Here is an 18,574-nt window from a genome sequence, read left to right as displayed (position 1 = left end):
CTAATCCACCCCGAAAGGCTTCATCGTTCGACTTGCATGTGTTAAGCACGCCGCCAGCGTTCGTCCTGAGCCAGGATCAAACTCTCCGTGAATGTATGCCGGTCATCCGGCCGACACCACGAGAGCGGAACCACCAGCCGGAATAAGACCAGTGGTTCACAGCGTCCTCGCTGTGTTTACTACAAAGGAACCTCAACCCACCGGACATCCGCAGGTCGGGGTATCAACATATCTGGCGTTGACTTTTGGCACGCTGTTGAGTTCTCAAGGAACGGACGCTTCCTTTGTACTCACCCTCTCGGGCTTTCCTCCGGGCTTTTCCCTTCGGTCTTGCGTTCTTGCGTTTCCGACTCTATCAGATTCATTCGGCGTGTTTCGCCTCAAGAATTCCGATGGCCTTTGGATTGGCCTTTTGCCTTTCGGCTGTTCACTACTTTAACCGAATCCCTGCCCGGCTCATAATCGAGCCATTGAGCCCGGATTTCGGCATGCCGAAATCCCAACCCGTCAGGGTGCGATCGGAAGTAGTGGATGGCCACCTCGGGGACTGCTGAGCAGCAGGACCCGTTGAAAGCGGCTCGGGCTACGTTAGGCGGATGAACGGAACGAGTCAAGTTCGACGTTTACGTGGCGCGTGGGCGCGATACGGGCTCACCGAGGGGTCGTCGCCGATCCAGAAGCGCCAGGGGTGAACCGCGCCGTCGCCGCCCACTCCGGTGCGCGGGCCGCTGCGGACCTGGTCAGGGGGGACCGGGGTACCGGCGAGTATCGACAGTGGCGCGTCGGGGCCGGCGCAGACGTCCGTTCCGTTCAGAGCGCGGTCGACTTCGAGGGCGGTGGCCAGGCGGGCCGGGCCTTTGGCCAGTTCTCTGTCGTGACGGGCCGAGAGTCGACGTTTGCGGGCCAGTTCGACGCCCACGCCGATCTCGCCGGCCCGCAGCAGGACCCCGCTCGCCATGCCCTCCGGGCCGCACACCAGGTTGAGGCAGTGCCACATCCCGTAGGTGAAGTAGACATACGCGTGACCGGGCGGGCCGAACATCACCGCGTTGCGGTCCGTGCGGCCGCGGAAGGCGTGCGAGCCCGGGTCGATCGCGCCCGCGTACGCCTCCACTTCAGTCAGCCGGAGTTCAATGGGACCGTCGTCGGTGTCCCGTATCAGCGTTCGGCCCAGGAGGTCCGGCGCGACCTCGAGGACCGGCCGGTCGAAGAAGTCGCGGGGCAGCGGCCTGCGGTCGGGGCTCTCGGTCATGGCGTACGAGCCTACCGGGGAACCGATTACGGTCGAGGCGCGTATGTAGAGGTCAGGATCTAGAAGGAGTGAACATGGGGTTCAAGAAGCTGCTCGCGAGCCTGGGCGCCGGTGGCGCGTCCGTGGAGACGGAGCTGACCGAGCTGAACGTCGTCCCCGGTGGGGTCGTGCAGGGCGAGGTGCGGCTCCAGGGCGGGTCCGTGAACCAGCGGATCGAGGGGCTCAACGTCGGGCTCCAGGCGCGCGTCGAGGTCGAGGGCGGCGACCAGGAGACCAAGCAGGACATCGAGTTCACCAAGCAGAACATCGGCGGTGCCTTCGAGGTGCAGGCCGGGGCCGTCCATGTGGTGCCGTTCGGTCTGGAGATCCCCTGGGAGACCCCGATCACGACGATCGACGGTCAGTCCCTGCGTGGCATGAACATCGGTGTGACCACGGAGCTGGAGATCGCGCGGGCCCTGGACTCCGGCGATCTGGATCCGATCAACGTCCACCCGCTGCCGGCGCAGCAGGCGATCCTGGACGCCTTCATCCGGCTGGGCTTCCGTTTCAAGGCGGCGGACATGGAGCGCGGCCACATCCGCGGGACGCGTCAGCGGCTGCCGTTCTACCAGGAGATCGAGTTCTTCGCGCCGGAGCAGTACCGCGGGCTGAACCAGGTCGAGCTGTCCTTCGTCGCGGACGACCGCGAGATGGACGTCATCCTGGAGATGGACAAGAAGCCGGGGCTGTTCACCGAGGGCAGCGACTCGTTCCGGGCCTTCCAGGTGGGGCTCGACGACTTCCAGGGCACCGACTGGTCCGCCTATCTCAACCAGTGGCTCTCCGAGGTCGGTGGCCGTCGTAACTGGTTCTGAGCGCAGGCTCTAGGCTCGGACCCGCAGGCGGCCGAGCTGCTGAGCAGCCAGGCAGGACAGCCGATTCGGAGGTTCAGACGTGACCGAGGGCAAGAGGGCCCCGCTCCCTCATGATTTCCATCCGCAGGTGCCGTCGTTCACCGTGGTGAGCGAGGACATCGCGCCCGGGGCGACGCTCAAGGACGCCCAGGTCCATGCCGCCGGGAACACCTCGCCGCAGTTGCGGTGGGAGGGCTTCCCGGCGGAGACCCGCAGCTTCGCCGTGACGTGCTTCGATCCGGACGCGCCGACGGGCAGCGGGTTCTGGCACTGGGTGGTCTTCGATATCCCGGCGTCGGTCACGGAGCTTCCCGTGGGTGCGGGCACCGGTGCGTTCGAGGGGCTTCCCCAGGGCGCGGTGCAGGCGCGCAACGACTATGGGACGCGGGACTTCGGTGGCGCGGCGCCGCCGCCCGGGGATCCGGCGCACCGGTATGTGTTCACGGTGTACGCGGTGGACAGTGAGCGGCTGGGGCCCGACGCCGACGCGTCGCCCGCGGTCGTCGGCTTCAATCTGCGGTTCCATACGCTGGCTCGTGCGCAGCTCATCGGCGAATACGCCGCTCCTGCCGCCCTTTGACCGTTTTCCTTTTGTTTACCCTGCCCTGGTCTTGGAGAGATCAGGGCAGGGCATTTTTTATTGTGTTGTCCCTCTCGGCGTGCCCGGCCAGAGTTGATCCAGGCCCGACGCCTCCCGATGGGGCTCGGGTCGGCACACGGGAGGTGGGCGGGATGCGGGACACGCTGGTACTGAATGCGAGCTTCGAGCCGCTGTCGACGGTGACGCTCAACCGTGCGGTGGTGCTGGTGCTCCAGGACAAGGCCGTTGTCGAACACGCTCATCCCGATCTCCGTGTGCGTGCCGCCGCGGTGGAGCTGCCGGTCCCCCGGGTGATCAGGCTCTGCCGGTACGTACGGGTGCCGTTCCGAAGACAGGCTCCGTGGTCGAGGCGGGGAGTGCTGGTCCGGGACCAGCATCGTTGCGCGTACTGCGGCAGGCGCGCGACGACGGTGGACCATGTGGTGCCGCGGTCCCGGGGTGGTTCGGACAGCTGGCTGAATACGGTCGCTTCCTGCGCCGAGGACAATCACCGCAAGGCCGACCGTACGCCGGAGCAGGCGGGGATGCCGTTGCTGTACCAGCCGTTCGTACCGTCCCCGGCGGACGCGATGCTGCTGTCCCTGCGGGCCGGCGAGCGTTCGGAGCTGCCGCACTGGCTGGCCGCGGTCCAGTCCGCCGCGTGACGCGTCGGACGTCGTACGAGTACAAGAACGAGTACGAGCAGGAAGCCCGTTCCCCGTCCGGGGAGCGGGCTTTGTCGCGTAGGTCCGTGCCGCCCGTCACCCGTACCGGCGGACCAGCAGCTGGACGATGGCGACCACCCCGACCGAGACGACCAGGCCGCGCAGCGCCACCGGGGGCAGTCCGCGGCCGACCTTGGCGCCGAGCTGGCCGCCGATGGCCGAGCCGACGGCGATGAGGACGACCGCTGTCCAGTCGAACTCGGCGACGAAGAGGAAGAAGACCGCGGCGATGGTGTTGACGACGGCGGCGAGGACGTTCTTCACCGCGTTCAGCCGCTGCATGGTGTCGTCGAGCAGCATGCCCATCAGGGAGAGATAGATGATGCCCTGGGCCGCCGTGAAGTAGCCGCCGTAGACGCTGGCGAGCAGGATTCCGGTGTACAGGAGCGGGCCGCCGTCGGGGCGCGCGCTGGTGCCCTTCCGGGCCCGGCGGGCTTGGACGGACCGGGCCAGCCGGGGCTGGAGGATGATCAGGACGAGGGCGAGGGTGACCAGGACGGGCACGATCGTCTCGAAGGCCGTCGAGGGCAGGGCCAGCAGCAGTGTGGCCCCTGCCAGCCCGCCGACGAGCGCGGCGGCGCTCAGGCGCAGTATGCGGCGCCGCTGGCCGGTGAGTTCGGCGCGGTAGCCGATGGCTCCGCTGACGGAGCCGGGTATCAGGCCGAGGGCGTTGGAGACGGTGGCGGTGACCGGGGGGAGGCCCGTCGCGAGCAGGACGGGGAAGGTGATCAGTGTGCCGGAACCGACAATGGTGTTGATGGTTCCGGCACTGACGCCCGCGACGAATACGGCGAGCATCTCCCAGGTGGTCACAGTGCGCTGCCCTCCGCCGATCGGTGCTGGATGCACCGATCATGCATGAAGGGGTCGGGCGGTCAGTCCAGCGGGGGGTCCTGCCTGCGCTCCTTGCCGGTGTCGAAGCCCGGCATGCCCCCGCCCAGGTTGCCGAAGGCACCGCTGAGTCCCTTGAGCGCGTCGCCGATCTCGCTGGGCACGATCCAGAGCTTGTTGGCGTCGCCCTCGGCGATCTTGGGGAGCATCTGGAGGTACTGGTACGAGAGCAGCTTCTGGTCGGGGTCGCCCGCGTGGATCGACTCGAAGACCGTACGGATCGCCTGGGCCTCGCCCTCGGCGCGCAGGGCGGCGGCCTTGGCCTCACCCTCGGCGCGCAGGATCGCGGACTGCTTCTCGCCCTCGGCGGTGAGGATCTGCGACTGACGGATGCCCTCCGCGGTGAGGATCGCGGCGCGCTTGTCACGGTCGGCGCGCATCTGCTTCTCCATCGAGTCCTGGATGGAGGTCGGCGGTTCGATCGCCTTCAGCTCGACGCGGTTGACGCGGATGCCCCACTTGCCGGTGGCCTCGTCGAGGACGCCGCGCAGGGCCGCGTTGATCTCCTCGCGGGAGGTGAGGGTCCGCTCCAGGTCCATGCCACCGATGATGTTGCGCAGGGTGGTGACGGTGAGCTGCTCGATCGCCTGGATATAGCTGGCGACCTCGTAGGTCGCGGCGCGGGCGTCGGTCACCTGGTAGTAGATGACGGTGTCGATGTTGACGACCAGGTTGTCCTGGGTGATCACCGGTTGGGGCGGGAAGGGGACGACCTGTTCACGGAGGTCGATCCGGTTGCGGATCGAGTCGATGAACGGGACGACGATGTTCAGGCCCGCGTTGAGAGTTCGGGTGTAGCGGCCGAACCGCTCCACGATGGCGGCGCTTGCCTGCGGGATGACCTGGATCGTCTTGATCAGGGCGATGAATACAAGCACCACCAGGATGACCAGGACGATGATGATTGATGGCATCGCGTTCCTCGGGCCCTTCGCTGCCGGATGTTCTGATGATCGAGTTTCTCAGACCGCGGGCCTACGTGCTTACCGTTCGGCCGGGTTGGCTCACATCACCACGGCTGTGGCTCCGTCGATCTCGACCACATCGACCTGTTGACCGGGTTCGAACGCGGCTCGTTCGTCGTAGGCGCGGGCCGACCAGACCTCACCGGCCAGCTTGATCCGGCCACCTCTGCCGTCGACCCGTTCCAGCACTTCGGCTTGACGGCCTCTCAGCGCGTCGATGCCGGTGGCCGAGCCGGGGCTCGCGCCACGCTGCCGGGCCGCGTAGGGGCGTACGACGGCGACGAGCGCGACGGACACCACGACGAATACGAGGACTTGGGCCACGACTCCGCCGCCGAGCGCCGCCGTGACGGCTCCGGCGACCGCTCCGGCCGAGAACATGCCGAATTCGGGCATCGCCGTTATGACGAGCGGAATGCCCAGTCCGACGGCACCGATCAGCCACCACACCCATGCGTCGATTTCCACATGGTCATGGTAGGGGCGGGGGTCCCTGTCCCGACAGGGGTGATATCCGGTCAGCTGAGAGGAGTTGACCGGCGGGACGTCAGCCGAGGGGGAGGCCCTGGGCGGTCCAGCGGTCGCCGTTGCGCTCGACGACGAGCGGGAGGCCGAAGCAGAGCGAGAGGTTGCGCGAGGTGAGTTCGGTCTCCACGGGGCCGGCGGCGAGCACCTTGCCCTGACGGATCATGAGGACATGGGTGAAGCCCGGCGCGATCTCCTCGACATGGTGGGTGACCATGATCATGGAGGGGGCGTACGGATCGCGCGCGAGGCGGCCGAGTCTGCGCACCAGGTCCTCGCGTCCGCCGAGGTCCAGGCCGGCCGCGGGCTCGTCCAGGAGCAGCAGTTCGGGGTCGGTCATCATGGCGCGGGCGATCAGGGTGCGCTTGCGCTCGCCCTCGGAGAGCGTGCCGAACTTGCGGTCCAGGTACTCGGTCATGCCGAGGCGGTCGAGGAAGGCGCGGGCGCGCTGTTCGTCGACCTCGTCGTAGTCCTCGTGCCAGGTCGCGGTCATGCCGTACGCGGCGGTGAGGACGGTCTCCAGGACCGTCTGGCGCTTGGGCAGCTTCTCGGCCATGGCGATGCCGGCCATGCCGATACGGGGGCGGAGGTCGAAGACGTCGACCTTGCCGAGCCGCTCGCCGAGGATCCGTACCGTGCCCGCGGTCGGGAAGAGATAGCTGGAGGCGAGATTGAGCAGGGTGGTCTTGCCGGCGCCGTTGGGGCCGAGGATCACCCAGCGCTCCCCCTCCTTGACCGACCAGGAGACATCGTCCACCAGAGCGCGTCCGTCGCGGACCACGGATACGTCCACCAGCTCCAGTACATCGCTCATGAGCGCGTTGTCTCCCCATGCAATCGTCTTGAGGTTTCGGTTGCGCCTGTAGGCGCGGCCCCCAAGGAAAACCTACGCCACCCGTCGGGGGGTCCGGCCGTGAGGTCCGTTCCCTACGCTGGTGCCATGCTTTCGCAACCACGCTCAGGACTGCTGGCCGCTTGGGGAAATGCCCTTTTGGCCGGGTTTGTATCGCCGGACGACGCTGTGATCGCCGTGGTCGGCGACGACGCCGTGCACCGGGTGGAAGGGCTGCCCGGTGAGGCCGGTCCTGTCGGGCTCACGCTGGCGCTGGGCCGGCTGCGGGCGCTCGGGGTGACGGGGTACCGCATCGCGCTTCCGGCGCCCGGCCATCCGCTGGGGCTCAGCGGCCCGCCGGAGTTCAACGCCCGTGCGCTGGAGGCCGAGGAGGCGGTGATCGCCGCCGGGGCGCCGTACGGACTGGTCCCCGAGGTCTCCGCGGCGGGACCGGAAGGGGACCAGCATGTCGAGGTCCTCTGGCACTGTCTGCCGGTACGGGAGGCACCGCCGGCGGACGTGCCCTCGCTGGGCGAGGCGGAACGCGAGCTGGCGGAGGCGCTGCGGGAGGCGACCGAGGTCCTCTCGCGGCTGGATGTGGCGGCGTCCGGGCCGGTGGCGGAGGCGGCGCTCGACGCGTACCGGGCACGGTCGGAGCGGGGACGCGAGGTGCTGGCGCCCGGCTATCCGCCGCGGGCGGTGCGGGTGCTCGAACTGGCGCAGCGGATCGGGCTGCTGGTCTCGCTCGCGTACGAACACGGGCACGGCGGCGCGGTGAGCGCGTCGGAGATGGCGGCGCGGGGTGAGGCGCTGCGGCCGGTGGAGCGGTGTGCGCGGCGGGCGCTGGTGGCGTCCTACAACGCGTATGTGGAGGAGCGGGAACGGGGTATGCCGCCCGTTTCCTGAGTCCCTGGGTGCTGCGCGAAACCCGGGGCGCTGCGCGAAACCCGAGGCCGCGCGAAAAGAGCCGCCGAGGCCCCGGAACCCACCCGCCAGGGGGTCACCGGGCCTCGGCGGCGCGTGACGCGACGCGTCAGTGGTTGACCGAGGCGTTGCCGAGCGCCGGGTTCAGCAGGCCGATCACGTTCACCGTGTTGCCGGTGAGGTTCACCGGGACGTGCACCGGGACCTGGACCGCGTTGCCGGAGCCGACACCCGGGGAGTGCTGCGCCACGCCGGTGGCGTGGGCGCCGCCCTCGGTGGCGGACGCGGCTCCGGCGGAGGCACCCGCCGCGAGACCGGCGGTGACGATGACCAGGGCGGCCTTCTTGGCAACCTTCATGGGATGTTCCTTAATCGTGTGATCAACAACAGCGGCGGCAGCCGCCGCACGCCATGAAGAACGCGCGAAAGACGATCAGGATGCGCCGTGTGGGTGACATACACCCGACGGTATGAATACTCAGACCGGAGTACGATCGTCCGATTCGCCGGGCCGCGTGTGCTCTCAGCCCGCGACCCCGTGCCGCACGGCCCAGAGGGCCGCCTGCGTACGGTCCGAGAGGTCCAGCTTCATCAGAATGTTCGAGACATGTGTCTTGACGGTCTTCTCGGAGAGCACCAGCGCACGGGCGATCTCCCGGTTGGAGCGCCCGTCGGCGATCAGGCCCAGCACCTCGCGCTCGCGGTCGGTGAGGGACGTTCCCCTGCCCTGGCCACCGCCCGGCTCGTCCTGGGCCAGCAGCGCGCCCGCGACCTCCGGCTGGAGCAGCACGTGCCCGGCGTGTACGGAACGGATCGCGCCGGCCAGCGCCTCGGGGTCGATGTCCTTGTATACGTAACCGGAGGCACCGGCGCGCAGCGCGGGGACCACGGTGCGCTGTTCGGTGAAGCTGGTGACGATCAGGACCCTGGCCGGATTGTCGAGTTCACGGAGCTTGCGCAGTGCCTCGATGCCGTCGGTGCCCGGCATCTTGATGTCCATCAGCACGACATCGGGGCGGAGTTCCTCGGCGCGGGCGATCCCCTCGGCGCCGTCGGACGCCTCGCCCACGACCTGGATGTCGTCCTGGATCTCCAGGAACGTCCGTAGTCCGCGCCTGACCACCTGGTGATCGTCCACCAGCAGCACGCGGATGGCCCGCCCGTCACCCGCCGCCGCTCTTCCGGCGAAGCGCTCCGCGCCGCCCTTTCCCTGTTCAGCCACCGGGCACCTCCATCTCGATCGTGGTGCCCTGGCCGGGCGCCGATATCACCCTGAGTCTGCCGCCCACACCGCTCGCCCGGTCGCGCATCGAGACCAGCCCCAGATGACGGCCGGCCCGGCGCACCGCGCGGGGTTCGAAGCCCGTGCCGTTGTCGGTGATGCCGAGGACGGCGCCCTGGCCGCGGCGCGCGAGGGTGACCTCGACGCGGTCGCCGCCGGAGTGGCGCAGCGCGTTGTGCAGCGCCTCCTGGGCCACCCGCAGCAGCGCCTCCTCCTGGGCGGCGGGCAGCGCCCGTATCCCGCGGGTGTCGAAGCTGACCCGCGCGGAGTGGGCCCGGTCGAGCACCTGGATCTGGGTGCGGAGCGTATTGACCAGACCGTCCTCGTCGAGGGCCGCGGGGCGCAGCTCGACGACCGCGGCGCGCAGTTCGTCCGCGGCCTCGGCGGCGAGCGCGGCGACCTGCTGGAGCTCGCCCTTGGCCCGGTCCGGATCGCGGTCCACCAGGGCCGTCGCCGCCTGGGCCGTCAGCCGCAGCGAGAAGAGTTTCTGGCTGACGGCGTCGTGGAGCTCGTGCGCGAGGCGCGAGCGCTCCTCGGCGATGGTGAGTTCGCGGCTGCGCTCGTACAGGCGGGCGTTGGTGAGGGCGATCGCGGCGTGCTGGGCGAGGATCGAGAGGAGTTCCTCGTCCTCCTCGGTGAATCCGCAGCCGCCGCCCTGCCGGGGGCAGCGCTTGTTGGCGAGGAAGAGCGCGGCGATGGTCTCGTCGCCGTCCTTGACGGGCAGCCCCAGGAAGTCCGAGAGGTCGGGGTGGGCGGAGGGCCAGCCCTCGAAGCGCGGGTCCTCGCGTACGTCGGCGAGCCGCTCGGTCTTCTCCTCGTGGAGCATCGCGGCGAGGATCCCGTGCTGGCGCGGCAGCGGACCGATCGCCTTCCACTGCTCGTCGCTGACGCCGTCCACGACGAACTGGGCGAAGCCGCCGTGATCGTCCGGCACGCCGAGCGCCGCGTACTCGGCGTCGAGCAGTTCGCGGGCCGAGGCGACGATCGTCTTCAGGACGTCGCGGACCTCCAGATGCCTGCTCATCGCGAGGAGTGCGGTGCTCACGGCGGCGAGGCCGGAGCGGGGTCGGTGGCTCATGGCTTCACCGTACCGGCGGGCGGGGCGGACCGTATCGGCCCCGGGATCGGCTCCGACCAGGGCTGATGACGTAGGTCTCGCGGCGCCGGGCGTAGGACGAAGTGCCCTTGTGGGACGGTCCCGGCGCACGAGGCGCCGGGGGCCGTCCCCTTCCTACGTTGGGCTCGTCAGGCGGAAACGGGCGGGTGCGGGAGAAGGAGCGGACATCATGCCGGTAGCGATCATCACCGGGGCTTCCAAGGGACTGGGGCGCGCGCTGGCCGACGCGCTGGCCCGACGCGGCTGGGATCTGGTGCTCGACGCCAGGACCGCGCGCGTACTGGACGAGACGGCCACCGAGGTCAGGGCGCACGGGACGCGGGTGGCGGCGTTCGCCGGGGATGTCACGGACGCCGGGCACCGCGAGGATCTGGTGGCCGCGGCGGCGGAGCTGGGGGCGCTCGATCTGGTGGTGAGCAATGCCAGCGCGCTGGGTGCCGAGCCGCTGGTACGGCTGGACGCCCTGCCGCTCGACGGGCTGCGGTCGGCGCTGGAGACCAATGTGGTGGCGGCGCTGGGGCTGGTCCAGCTGGCGCTGCCGCTGCTGCGGGCCGGTACGGCGGGCGCGGTGATCACGGTGAGTTCCGACGCGGCGGCGGAAGCGTACGAGACCTGGGGCGGCTACGGCGCGTCCAAGGCGGCGCTGGACCATCTCGCCGCCGTGCTCGCGGTCGAGGAACCGGAGCTGCGGGTGTGGACGGTGGACCCGGGCGACATGGGCACGGATCTGTACGCGGCGGCCGTGCCGGACGACCGGGACCCGCGCCCCGCGCCGGCGTCGGTGGTGCCCGGCTTCCTGCGGCTGCTGGAGCGGCGCCCGGTCAGCGGCCGGTACGCGGCCCCCTCACTGCTGGAGACGAAGTGAGTGTCCTGCCGGCGCTGCGAGTGCCCGAGGAGCTGTCGGCGCGGGTCCCGGCGGAGCAGCGCGGGTCGGGCAGGGACGACGTACGGCTGCTGGTCTCCCGGGGGACGAGCGTCACGCACCATGCCTTCCGGGAGCTGCCGGGGCAGCTGAGGGCCGGGGACGTGCTGGTCGTCAATACGTCGGCGACGCTGCCGGCGGCCGTCAGCGGGCGGCTGGGTCCCGATCCCGGCGGTGAACGGATCGTCGTGCACTTCTCGACGCGGGGTGACGACGGCCGGTGGGCGGTCGAGCTGCGCACGCCACGGCGGGACGACGGCGCGGGGACGACGCTGCCGCGCGCCGGGGGCCCGGCGGGGGCGGTGGTCCGGCTGCCGGGCGGCGTCCACCTCGTACTGGACGAGCCACTGGCCCCCGGAGGGTCCCGGCTGTGGTGGGCGCGGGTCTCCCACGACCACCACGGGGCGCGGGTCTCCCCCGCGGACGTGCCGGGGCTGCTGCGCCGCTACGGCCGGCCGATCCGGTACGGGTACACGGAGCGGGACCAGCCGCTCTCCGCCTACCAGACGGTCTTCGCACGCCCCTCGCCCGACGGAGCGGGCTCCGCGGAGATGCCGAGCGCGGGACGGCCCTTCACCGCGCGGCTGGTGGCGGAGCTGAGGAGCCGGGGTGTGCGGTTCGCGCCGCTCACGCTGCATACGGGGGTGGCGTCGGCGGAGGCGCACGAGCCGCCGTATCCGGAGCGCTTCGAGGTGCCGCGGAGCACGGCCCGGCTGGTGAACGCGGCGGCGGCGGACGGGTGCCGGATCATCGCGGTCGGGACGACGGCCGTGCGGGCCCTGGAGTCCGCGGCGGGACCGGACGGGGTGGTGCGGGCGGCCTCCGGCTGGACGGATCTGGTGATCACGCCCCGGCGCGGGGTGCGGGTGGTGGACGGGCTGCTGACCGGGCTGCACGAACCAGAGGCCTCACATCTGCTGATGCTGGCGGCGATCGCCGGTCAGGCGGCTCTGACCAGGGGGTACGAGGAGGCGCTGCGCGGGCTCTACCTCTGGCACGAGTTCGGGGACGTCCATCTCCTCCTCGCGGCGGAGACCGTTCACGTATCGCGTTGCTGAAGCAACAATCGGTCACATCACCGGGTGCCCGATGTGAGCCCCGGCATAGGACGCACATCACTTACGAACGTCACTAGTCGACCAAAAAGGGGCGTGTGAGCTTGGCATAAACCGGACGCGGGGCGCCTTTACGGCGCCCCGCTCCACTATGCGGGGTCGTACGTCACACCTTTGCCAGAGCATTTTGCGACCGCTAAGAATTGCCGACGTCGCCGCCGAGCAGGCTGGCCATCCGGCCTCCGCGACTCCCGCTACTCGAAGAGGTACGTCTCTATGTTCTCGTCACGCACCCCTGGTCTCAGTCGCCTGAACAAGACCCAGAAGGCTTCCATGGCCGGCGTCGCCGCCGCCGGAGTCGCCGCGGTCACGTTCTCCCTGGTTCCCGGCACGGCTGTCGCCGCCGAGTCCCAGGCCCCCGTCCAGTCCCCCGCCACCTCCCAGGTGACGACGTCGGCGACGGACAGCATCGAGACCTCCGCCGTGAGCGCGATCATCGCCAAGCAGTTCAGCAGCCCCGACACCGCGGCCAAGGTTCAGTCCGTGGTCCAGAAGACGGCGTCGGAGAAGAAGGCCGAAGAGGCCGCGAAGAAGAAGGCCGCCGCGAAGGCCAAGGCCGACGCGGAGAAGCGCGGCGAGGAAGCCGCCAACCGCTCCACCGTCCGTAAGCCCGTCTACAAGAACAACCTGGACGGCTGGATCAAGGAGTCGCTGGCCATCATGAAGAAGCACAAGATCCCCGGCTCCTACGAGGGTCTGCACCGCAACATCATCCGTGAGTCGAGCGGTAACCCGAAGGCGATCAACCTCTGGGACATCAACGCCCGGAACGGCATCCCGTCGAAGGGCCTGCTCCAGGTGATCCCGCCGACGTTCAAGACCTACCACGTCAAGGGCACCCCGTTCGACATCTACGACCCGGTCGCCAACATCGTGGCCGCGGCCAACTACGCCGCGGACAGGTACGGCTCGATGGACAACGTCAACAGCGCCTACTGAGCCCGGACCGGGCCCGGCGCGCCGAGGCGCTCCACACCGCAGAACGCCGGAGGGCGGCACCCCGCACAGGGGTGCCGCCCTTCGGCGTGCGCGTCCGCGGTCGATGGCGACCGCCGGGCCCTGTCCGTCAGGGCCCGGACACGGCTACTTGCGCATGACCTCCGGCTCGTGGCGGCGCAGCAGACGCGACACCGCGACACCGCAGAGGACGCCGATGAGCAGCAGCACCGAGATGTCGATGACCCACTGGCTCGCCGCGTGCTCCCACAGCGGGTCCACATTGGTGGGGTCGTCCGTGTCCCAGGGCGCCATCAGCGTGGAGAGGTTGAGCGTGGTGCCCACGCCCGCGACGGCCCAGCGCGACGGCATCAGCCAGGCGAACTGCTCCAGGCCGGGTGAGTCGTAGACCTGGAAGAGGACGCCGGTGAAGACGATCTGGACGATCGCGAACATGACCAGCAGCGGCATCGTCTTCTCGGCGGTCTTCACCAGCGAGGAGATGACCAGGCCGAACATCATCGAGGTGAACCCGAGGGTGATCACCACGAGGCACATCTCGACGGCGGGCGGCAGGATCAGGCCCTCGGCGGGCAGCACACGGGGCGCGAATCCGATAGCGCAGATGATCACGCCCTGGATGGCGGTGATCACCCCGAGGGTGATGACCTTGGACATCAGGTAGGCGGAGCGGGAGAGGCCGGTGGCCCGTTCCCGTTCGTAGATCACCCGTTCCTTGATCAGCTCACGTACGGAGTTGGCCGCCCCCGAGAAGCACATGCCGACCGTGAGGACCAGCATGATCGTGCCCGCGCCGCCGTTGAACCGGGCGGGCGCCTCGGGCGGGCCGAGGCCGAACTTCGCCGGGATGACGACGCTGACCACACCGAGCACGGCGGGCAGGACCACCATCAGCCCCATGAAGCCCTTGTCGGACGCGATCACCGAGACATAGCGGCGGATCAGCGTCCCCAGCTGCGATCCCCAGCTCTGCGGCTTCGGCGGGCGCATCTGCTGGGCCGTGGGCATGGGCACGGACTGCGCGGCGACGGCGTCGATGTCGGCGGCGTACATCTGGTAGTGCTGCGAGCCGCGCCAGCGGCCCGCCCAGTCGTAGTCGCGGTAGTTCTCGAACGCGGAGAACACATCGGCCCAGGTCTCGTACCCGAAGAAGTTGAGCGCTTCCTCGGGCGGCCCGAAGTACGCCACCGAGCCGCCCGGCGCCATCACGAGCAGCTTGTCGCAGCTCGCCAGCTCGGCCACGGAGTGGGTGACGACCAGGACCGTACGGCCGTCGTCGGCGAGACCGCGCAGCAGCTGCATGACATCGCGGTCCATGCCCGGGTCGAGGCCGGAGGTCGGCTCGTCCAGGAAGATCAGCGACGGCTTGGTGAGCAGCTCCAGGGCGACGGAGACGCGCTTGCGCTGGCCGCCGGAGAGCGAGGTGATCTTCTTGTCCTTGTGGATGTCGAGCTTCAGCTCGCCGAGGACCTCACCGATCCTGGCCTCGCGCTCGGCCTCGGCGGTGTCACCGGGGAAACGGAGCTTGGCGGCGTACTTGAGCGCCTTCTTCACGGTCAGTTCCTTGTGCAGGATGTCGTCCTGCGGGACCAGACCGATGCGCTGGCGCAGCTCGGCGAACTGCTTGTACAGATTCCGGTTGTCGTAGAGGACCTCGCCCTGGTCGGCGGGGCGGTAACCGGTGAGCGCCTTGAGCAGCGTGGACTTGCCGGAGCCCGAGGGGCCGATGACCGCGATCAGCGACTTCTCGGGGACGCCGAAGGAGACGTCCTTGAGGATCTGCTTGCCGCCGTCGACCGTCACCGTGAGATGACGGGCGGAGAAGGAGACCTCACCGGTGTCGACGAACTCCTCGAGGCGGTCGCCGACGAGGCGGAAGGTGGAGTGGCCGACGCCGACGATGTCGTTCGGGCCGAGCAGTACGGTGCCGGACTTGGCGATCGGCTGGCCGTTGACGAAGGTGCCGTTGTGGGATCCGAGGTCACGGATCTCGAAACGGCCGTCGGGCGTCGCCGTGAACTCGGCGTGCAGACGGGAGACCTGGAGGTCGGAGACGACCAACTCGTTCTCCAGCGCGCGGCCGATGCGCATGACCCGGCCGAGGGAGAACTGGTGGAAGGTGGTCGGGCTGCGGTCGCCGTGCGCCGACGGGGCCCCCGCGCCCCGCTGGTGCGGTACTTGACCGTGCTGCTGGTGAGGTATGTGCCCCTGCTGCGGTGCCTGCGCCTGATGCTGATGCTGATGCTGTGCGTTGTGGTGTCCCTGATGCTGCTCCTGCTGCCGTCCTTGCGGTGGTGCCTGGTGCGGTGCCTGGTGGTGGACTTGGCCTTGGTCCTGGGGCTGTCCCTGGTACGGGGCCTGCTGCCAGCCCTGTTGCTGCCACCCCTGCTGCTGCGGCGCCTGCTGCGCAGGGGCCTGCTGCTGCGCCACCGCGCCGGTGAGGCTCAGCCGGGGCCCGTCGGTGGCGTTGCCGAGATGGACGGCGGAGCCGGGACCGATCTCCGTCTGCTGAATGCGCCGGCCCTGCACATACGTGCCGTTGGTACTGCCGTGGTCCTCGATGACCCAACCGCGGTCCCCCCAGCTGATGGTGGCGTGCCGCCACGAGACCCTGGCGTCGTCGACAGCCAGGTCACCCTGGGGATCACGGCCGAGGGTGTATGTCCTGGACGGGTCGAGCGTCCAGGTCCTTCCGTTCAATTCCAGTACGAGTTCCGGCACTCCATGCCCCACTTGTTGTCCCCCGATTTCCCCCGTCGCAGGGAGTCCAGGGATGGCGAACATCGGGTGGAACTATTTCAGGCGCGCGGCCAGGTTTGAAAGCCGGGCCTTGTGCGATACCGGCACAAGCTCGTAACAGCGCGCGAGGGGGCGCGGGAAAATCCCCCAACAGGGACAAAGCCAGGGGGACGGCCCACCCGCGGCCAGGGCGACGGGGCATGCCGGCGGGGGTGCCGGCAGGCCGGCGGCCGGGGCGGGCACAGGGGCCGCCGCGGGGGCCGGCGGCCGGGTCGTACCGCTCCGCGACAGGTCCGGCTTCAGCCCGCGTACGTCCCCTGGCCACCGCCCGTACGCCGACTTCACGCCACCGTCACAGCCCCTCGGGCGGCCCCGTTCCGCGCACTGTCCGGTACGCGGGACAGACAGCGCGCGGCGGCGGTCGGCCCGATACGGTGGAAGCACCATGAGCGCATCGCAGCCCCCTCGGACCGCAGACGTCCCCACCCTTCTCGTCAAGATCTTCGGGAAGGACCGCCCCGGGATCACCGCCGGGCTCTTCGACACCCTCGCCGCCTACTCCGTCGATGTGATCGACATCGAGCAGGTCGTCACCCGTGGCCGGATCGTGCTGTGCGCGCTGATCACCGCGCCGACCGCGGGCGGCACCAGCGAGGGCGCACTGCGCGCGACCGTGCACAGCTGGACGGAATCACTCAATCTCCAGGCCGAGATCATCTCGGGCACCGGTGACAACCGGCCACGCGGCAGCGGCCGTTCCCATGTCACCGTGCTCGGCAACCCGCTGACCGCGGAGTCGACCGCGGTCATAGCGGCCAGCATCACCGGGACCGGCGGCAATATCGACCGGATCTTCCGGCTGGCGAAATACCCGGTCACCGCCGTGGAGTTCGCGGTGTCCGGGGTGGAGACCGAACCGCTGCGCACCGCGCTGGCCACCACCGGATCCGAGATCGGCGTCGATGTCGCCGTCGTCTCGTCCGGACTGCACCGCAGGGCCCAGCGGCTGGTGGTGATGGATGTCGACTCGACCCTGATCCAGGACGAGGTCATCGAACTCTTCGCGGCCCACGCCGGCTGCGAGGCCGAGGTCGCCGAGGTCACCTCCAGGGCGATGCTCGGGGAGCTGGACTTCGAACAGTCCCTGCACGCCAGGGTGGCGCTGCTGGCCGGGCTGGACGCGTCGGTGGTGGAGAAGGTACGGGCCGAGGTCAGGCTCACCCCCGGCGCCCGCACCCTGATCCGTACGCTCAAGCGGCTCGGCTACCAAGTCGGGGTCGTCTCCGGTGGGTTCACTCAGGTCACGGACGCCCTCCAGGAGCAGCTCGGGCTGGATTTCGCCGCCGCCAACACACTGGAGATCGTGGACGGCAAGCTCACAGGACGCGTGGTGGGCGAGATAGTGGACCGCGCGGGCAAGGCCCGGCTGCTGCGCCGGTTCGCCGCCGAGGCGGGGGTTCCGCTGGCACAGACCGTCGCGATCGGCGACGGCGCGAACGATCTCGACATGCTGAACGCGGCGGGGCTCGGCGTGGCCTTCAACGCCAAGCCCGTCGTCCGCGAGGCCGCCCACACGGCGGTGAACGTGCCGTTCCTGGACACCGTGCTCTATCTGCTGGGCATCACCAGGGAAGAGGTCGAGGCGGCGGACGGCGAGGACGGCTGACCACGGCCGCCCGCACGCGGGAAGGCCCCGATCACGCGTGCTGAGCGCGTGACCGGGGCCTTCTCCATAAACGTAACTCCATGAACGTGAACGGATGGACGTACGGTCCGGCCGACCTGCCGCGGCCGGGCCGGGCCTGACGTGGCCGGGCCTGACGTGGCCGGGCCGGATCAGTCGTGCGGGCTCCAGAAATCGACAAGCTTGCCCACGCCGTGCTCCACCGACTTCCAGCTGCCGTCGAAGACGATCACGGCGAAGGCCGAGGTCGCGAAACCGGTCCTGGTCATCCGGGCGATCGTGTCGCCCTCCCCCGCGCCCGAGAGCGCGTCGGCCAGGGCGTGCATACCCGGGTTGTGACCGACGAGTAGCAGATCGTTCACCTCGTCGGGCGTCTCGTTCAGCAGCGCGATGAGATCACCGAGGGTGGCGTCGTAGAGCCGCTCCTCATAACTGGTCCTGGGACGCTGCGGCAGCTCCTGCACCGCCAGCTTCCAGGTCTCGCGGGTCCTGAGGGCGGTCGAACAGAGAGCCAGGTCGATGGCGATACCGGTCTCGGCCAGCCGACGGCCGGCCACAGCGGCATCCGCGCGGCCACGCTCGGCAAGCGGTCGTTCATGGTCGGCCACATCCGGCCAGTCGGCCTTCGCGTGCCTGAGTAGGACGATCCTGCGGGCTGTATCGACGCTCATGCATCCCAGCTTCGCATGAAACGCGCCATAGGGCGCAGGGTGTTGACGCACGGCCCCAGCACGGGTGAACGCGCCCGACGGCGGTCCCGTACTACCGGCCCAAGGTCAGATGGATGTGCTCCAGGATCCGGCTCACCGCGGGGCCGTCCGTCGCGGCATGCGCCTGGCCGGGCCCCGTCATCAGCAGGAACAGCGCGACGAAGGCGACGACGGGCAGCGCCATGGACCACCACGGCAGCCGGATCTCGACACTGTCGGAGGAGGCTGGCGGGTGGAACCGTGAGCGGGTTCGGGCCGGCATGGCCGCCTCCGTGGGTCTGCGGTTGTCGAGGTACCTCGAACCCTACGGATCATGCCCCCCGGATCCCATCCGGTGACCCACCCACTCGACCCTGACCCTGACCCCCTAGGGGACGGTGGTGCTAGCCCCACCCCCCCATTTTTGAGGGCTCGGTTCGCCTCCGGAAGGACCGCGCCGGAACGTCAGGCGCACACCG

19 protein-coding genes and 1 rRNA gene are annotated in these 18,574 nt (G+C 69.5%); 8 read left to right on the top strand and 12 right to left on the bottom strand.

The genetic code is table 11. From position 1 onward, the window contains the following. Positions 1–92, bottom strand: a 16S ribosomal RNA gene (locus ACIOGX_RS10835); the annotation flags it as partial. Between the two features lie 518 nt (positions 93–610). Continuing rightward, positions 611–1,252, bottom strand: a complete 642-nt coding sequence (locus tag ACIOGX_RS10830) for a DNA-3-methyladenine glycosylase (RefSeq protein ID WP_356517375.1) — start codon at positions 1,250–1,252, stop codon at positions 611–613. Between the two features lie 74 nt (positions 1,253–1,326). Between ACIOGX_RS10830 and ACIOGX_RS10825 the strand changes: the two genes are divergently transcribed. From ACIOGX_RS10825 to ACIOGX_RS10815, 3 genes are all read left to right on the top strand, one after another. Then, entirely contained in the window at positions 1,327–2,109 is a 783-nt protein-coding gene (locus ACIOGX_RS10825; protein ID WP_356517373.1) for a sporulation protein, read from the top strand. 79 nt (positions 2,110–2,188) lie between these two features. Further along, entirely contained in the window at positions 2,189–2,728 is a 540-nt protein-coding gene (locus tag ACIOGX_RS10820; RefSeq protein ID WP_129769721.1) for a YbhB/YbcL family Raf kinase inhibitor-like protein, read from the top strand. Positions 2,729–2,880: 152 nt separating this feature from the next. Beyond that, positions 2,881–3,393 (top strand): HNH endonuclease, encoded by a 513-nt coding sequence (locus tag ACIOGX_RS10815; RefSeq protein ID WP_129769720.1) that lies wholly within the window; start codon positions 2,881–2,883, stop codon positions 3,391–3,393. 96 nt (positions 3,394–3,489) lie between these two features. Here the strand turns inward: ACIOGX_RS10815 and ACIOGX_RS10810 are convergent, their stop codons facing one another. The 4 genes from ACIOGX_RS10810 to ACIOGX_RS10795 all read right to left on the bottom strand — a co-directional run bounded on the left by ACIOGX_RS10810 (position 3,490) and on the right by ACIOGX_RS10795 (position 6,648). After that, positions 3,490–4,266 (bottom strand): sulfite exporter TauE/SafE family protein, encoded by a 777-nt coding sequence (locus ACIOGX_RS10810; RefSeq protein WP_356517370.1) that lies wholly within the window; start codon positions 4,264–4,266, stop codon positions 3,490–3,492. Positions 4,267–4,328: 62 nt separating this feature from the next. Beyond that, the gene (locus ACIOGX_RS10805; RefSeq protein WP_129769718.1) at positions 4,329–5,258 is read right to left on the bottom strand and encodes an SPFH domain-containing protein; all 930 of its coding nucleotides are present in this window, start codon (positions 5,256–5,258) and stop codon (positions 4,329–4,331) included. A gap of 90 nt (positions 5,259–5,348) precedes the next feature. Beyond that, entirely contained in the window at positions 5,349–5,777 is a 429-nt protein-coding gene (locus ACIOGX_RS10800; RefSeq protein WP_129769717.1) for an NfeD family protein, read from the bottom strand. Positions 5,778–5,856: 79 nt separating this feature from the next. Then, positions 5,857–6,648 (bottom strand): ABC transporter ATP-binding protein, encoded by a 792-nt coding sequence (locus tag ACIOGX_RS10795; protein WP_356517369.1) that lies wholly within the window; start codon positions 6,646–6,648, stop codon positions 5,857–5,859. A gap of 126 nt (positions 6,649–6,774) precedes the next feature. On the opposite strand from ACIOGX_RS10795, the gene ACIOGX_RS10790 reads away from it, so the two are divergent. Beyond that, on the top strand, positions 6,775–7,572 hold the full coding sequence (locus tag ACIOGX_RS10790) for a hypothetical protein (protein ID WP_356517367.1): 798 nt from the start codon (positions 6,775–6,777) through the stop codon (positions 7,570–7,572). Between the two features lie 127 nt (positions 7,573–7,699). On the opposite strand, the gene ACIOGX_RS10785 is transcribed toward ACIOGX_RS10790, so the two are convergent. From ACIOGX_RS10785 to ACIOGX_RS10775, 3 genes are all read right to left on the bottom strand, one after another. Continuing rightward, entirely contained in the window at positions 7,700–7,948 is a 249-nt protein-coding gene (locus ACIOGX_RS10785) for a chaplin (protein ID WP_129769714.1), read from the bottom strand. Between the two features lie 165 nt (positions 7,949–8,113). Then, the gene (locus ACIOGX_RS10780; RefSeq protein ID WP_356517390.1) at positions 8,114–8,743 is read right to left on the bottom strand and encodes a response regulator transcription factor; all 630 of its coding nucleotides are present in this window, start codon (positions 8,741–8,743) and stop codon (positions 8,114–8,116) included. A 61-nt stretch (positions 8,744–8,804) separates the two neighbouring features. Next, the gene (locus ACIOGX_RS10775) at positions 8,805–9,950 is read right to left on the bottom strand and encodes a GAF domain-containing sensor histidine kinase (protein WP_356517365.1); all 1,146 of its coding nucleotides are present in this window, start codon (positions 9,948–9,950) and stop codon (positions 8,805–8,807) included. A 208-nt stretch (positions 9,951–10,158) separates the two neighbouring features. Here ACIOGX_RS10775 and ACIOGX_RS10770 point away from each other — a divergent pair, with 208 nt between their 5' ends. From ACIOGX_RS10770 to ACIOGX_RS10760, 3 genes are all read left to right on the top strand, one after another. Next, positions 10,159–10,854, top strand: a complete 696-nt coding sequence (locus ACIOGX_RS10770) for an SDR family oxidoreductase (RefSeq protein ID WP_356517363.1) — start codon at positions 10,159–10,161, stop codon at positions 10,852–10,854. Further along, positions 10,851–11,969 (top strand): S-adenosylmethionine:tRNA ribosyltransferase-isomerase, encoded by a 1,119-nt coding sequence (locus ACIOGX_RS10765; RefSeq protein ID WP_401911961.1) that lies wholly within the window; start codon positions 10,851–10,853, stop codon positions 11,967–11,969. Before ACIOGX_RS10770 ends, ACIOGX_RS10765 begins: the two co-directional genes overlap by 4 nt. Positions 11,970–12,242: 273 nt before the next feature. Further along, a complete protein-coding gene (locus tag ACIOGX_RS10760; protein ID WP_129769710.1) occupies positions 12,243–12,965 on the top strand; it encodes a transglycosylase SLT domain-containing protein in 723 nt (240 codons plus the stop codon). 144 nt (positions 12,966–13,109) lie between these two features. Here ACIOGX_RS10760 and ACIOGX_RS10755 read toward each other — a convergent pair whose 3' ends face one another. After that, the gene (locus tag ACIOGX_RS10755) at positions 13,110–15,704 is read right to left on the bottom strand and encodes an FHA domain-containing protein (protein WP_401763515.1); all 2,595 of its coding nucleotides are present in this window, start codon (positions 15,702–15,704) and stop codon (positions 13,110–13,112) included. Positions 15,705–16,167: 463 nt separating this feature from the next. On the opposite strand from ACIOGX_RS10755, the gene serB reads away from it, so the two are divergent. Next, positions 16,168–17,388, top strand: a complete 1,221-nt coding sequence (gene serB, locus ACIOGX_RS10750; RefSeq protein WP_401911958.1) for a phosphoserine phosphatase SerB — start codon at positions 16,168–16,170, stop codon at positions 17,386–17,388. A 170-nt stretch (positions 17,389–17,558) separates the two neighbouring features. Here the strand turns inward: serB and ACIOGX_RS10745 are convergent, their stop codons facing one another. Together ACIOGX_RS10745 and ACIOGX_RS10740 are read right to left on the bottom strand one after the other, a co-directional pair. Then, positions 17,559–18,077 carry a histidine phosphatase family protein gene (locus ACIOGX_RS10745; RefSeq protein ID WP_356517355.1) on the bottom strand — a complete coding sequence of 173 codons (519 nt, stop codon included), beginning with the start codon at positions 18,075–18,077 and terminating at the stop codon, positions 17,559–17,561. A 91-nt stretch (positions 18,078–18,168) separates the two neighbouring features. Beyond that, positions 18,169–18,378 carry a hypothetical protein gene (locus ACIOGX_RS10740; RefSeq protein ID WP_356517353.1) on the bottom strand — a complete coding sequence of 70 codons (210 nt, stop codon included), beginning with the start codon at positions 18,376–18,378 and terminating at the stop codon, positions 18,169–18,171. Positions 18,379–18,574 lie beyond the last annotated feature (196 nt).

The sequence above is a fragment of the Streptomyces sp. NPDC088147 genome (assembly GCF_044741565.1).
Taxonomy (GTDB): domain Bacteria; phylum Actinomycetota; class Actinomycetes; order Streptomycetales; family Streptomycetaceae; genus Streptomyces.
This window is presented reverse-complemented; position numbering and strand designations above follow the sequence as displayed.

Bases quoted from the DNA above. Each gene is read 5' to 3' on its own strand.
- ACIOGX_RS10815 (WP_129769720.1), top strand. From the start codon at position 2,881: ATGCGGGACACGCTGGTACTGAATGCGAGCTTCGAGCCGCTGTCGACG.
- ACIOGX_RS10770 (WP_356517363.1), top strand. From the start codon at position 10,159: ATGCCGGTAGCGATCATCACCGGGGCTTCCAAGGGACTGGGGCGCGCG.
- ACIOGX_RS10790 (WP_356517367.1), top strand. From the start codon at position 6,775: ATGCTTTCGCAACCACGCTCAGGACTGCTGGCCGCTTGGGGAAATGCC.
- ACIOGX_RS10745 (WP_356517355.1), bottom strand. From the start codon at position 18,077: ATGAGCGTCGATACAGCCCGCAGGATCGTCCTACTCAGGCACGCGAAG.
- serB (WP_401911958.1), top strand. From the start codon at position 16,168: ATGAGCGCATCGCAGCCCCCTCGGACCGCAGACGTCCCCACCCTTCTC.
- ACIOGX_RS10785 (WP_129769714.1), bottom strand. From the start codon at position 7,948: ATGAAGGTTGCCAAGAAGGCCGCCCTGGTCATCGTCACCGCCGGTCTC.
- ACIOGX_RS10805 (WP_129769718.1), bottom strand. From the start codon at position 5,258: ATGCCATCAATCATCATCGTCCTGGTCATCCTGGTGGTGCTTGTATTC.
- ACIOGX_RS10830 (WP_356517375.1), bottom strand. From the start codon at position 1,252: ATGACCGAGAGCCCCGACCGCAGGCCGCTGCCCCGCGACTTCTTCGAC.
- ACIOGX_RS10795 (WP_356517369.1), bottom strand. From the start codon at position 6,648: ATGAGCGATGTACTGGAGCTGGTGGACGTATCCGTGGTCCGCGACGGA.
- ACIOGX_RS10760 (WP_129769710.1), top strand. From the start codon at position 12,243: ATGTTCTCGTCACGCACCCCTGGTCTCAGTCGCCTGAACAAGACCCAG.
- ACIOGX_RS10825 (WP_356517373.1), top strand. From the start codon at position 1,327: ATGGGGTTCAAGAAGCTGCTCGCGAGCCTGGGCGCCGGTGGCGCGTCC.
- ACIOGX_RS10740 (WP_356517353.1), bottom strand. From the start codon at position 18,378: ATGCCGGCCCGAACCCGCTCACGGTTCCACCCGCCAGCCTCCTCCGAC.
- ACIOGX_RS10775 (WP_356517365.1), bottom strand. From the start codon at position 9,950: ATGAGCCACCGACCCCGCTCCGGCCTCGCCGCCGTGAGCACCGCACTC.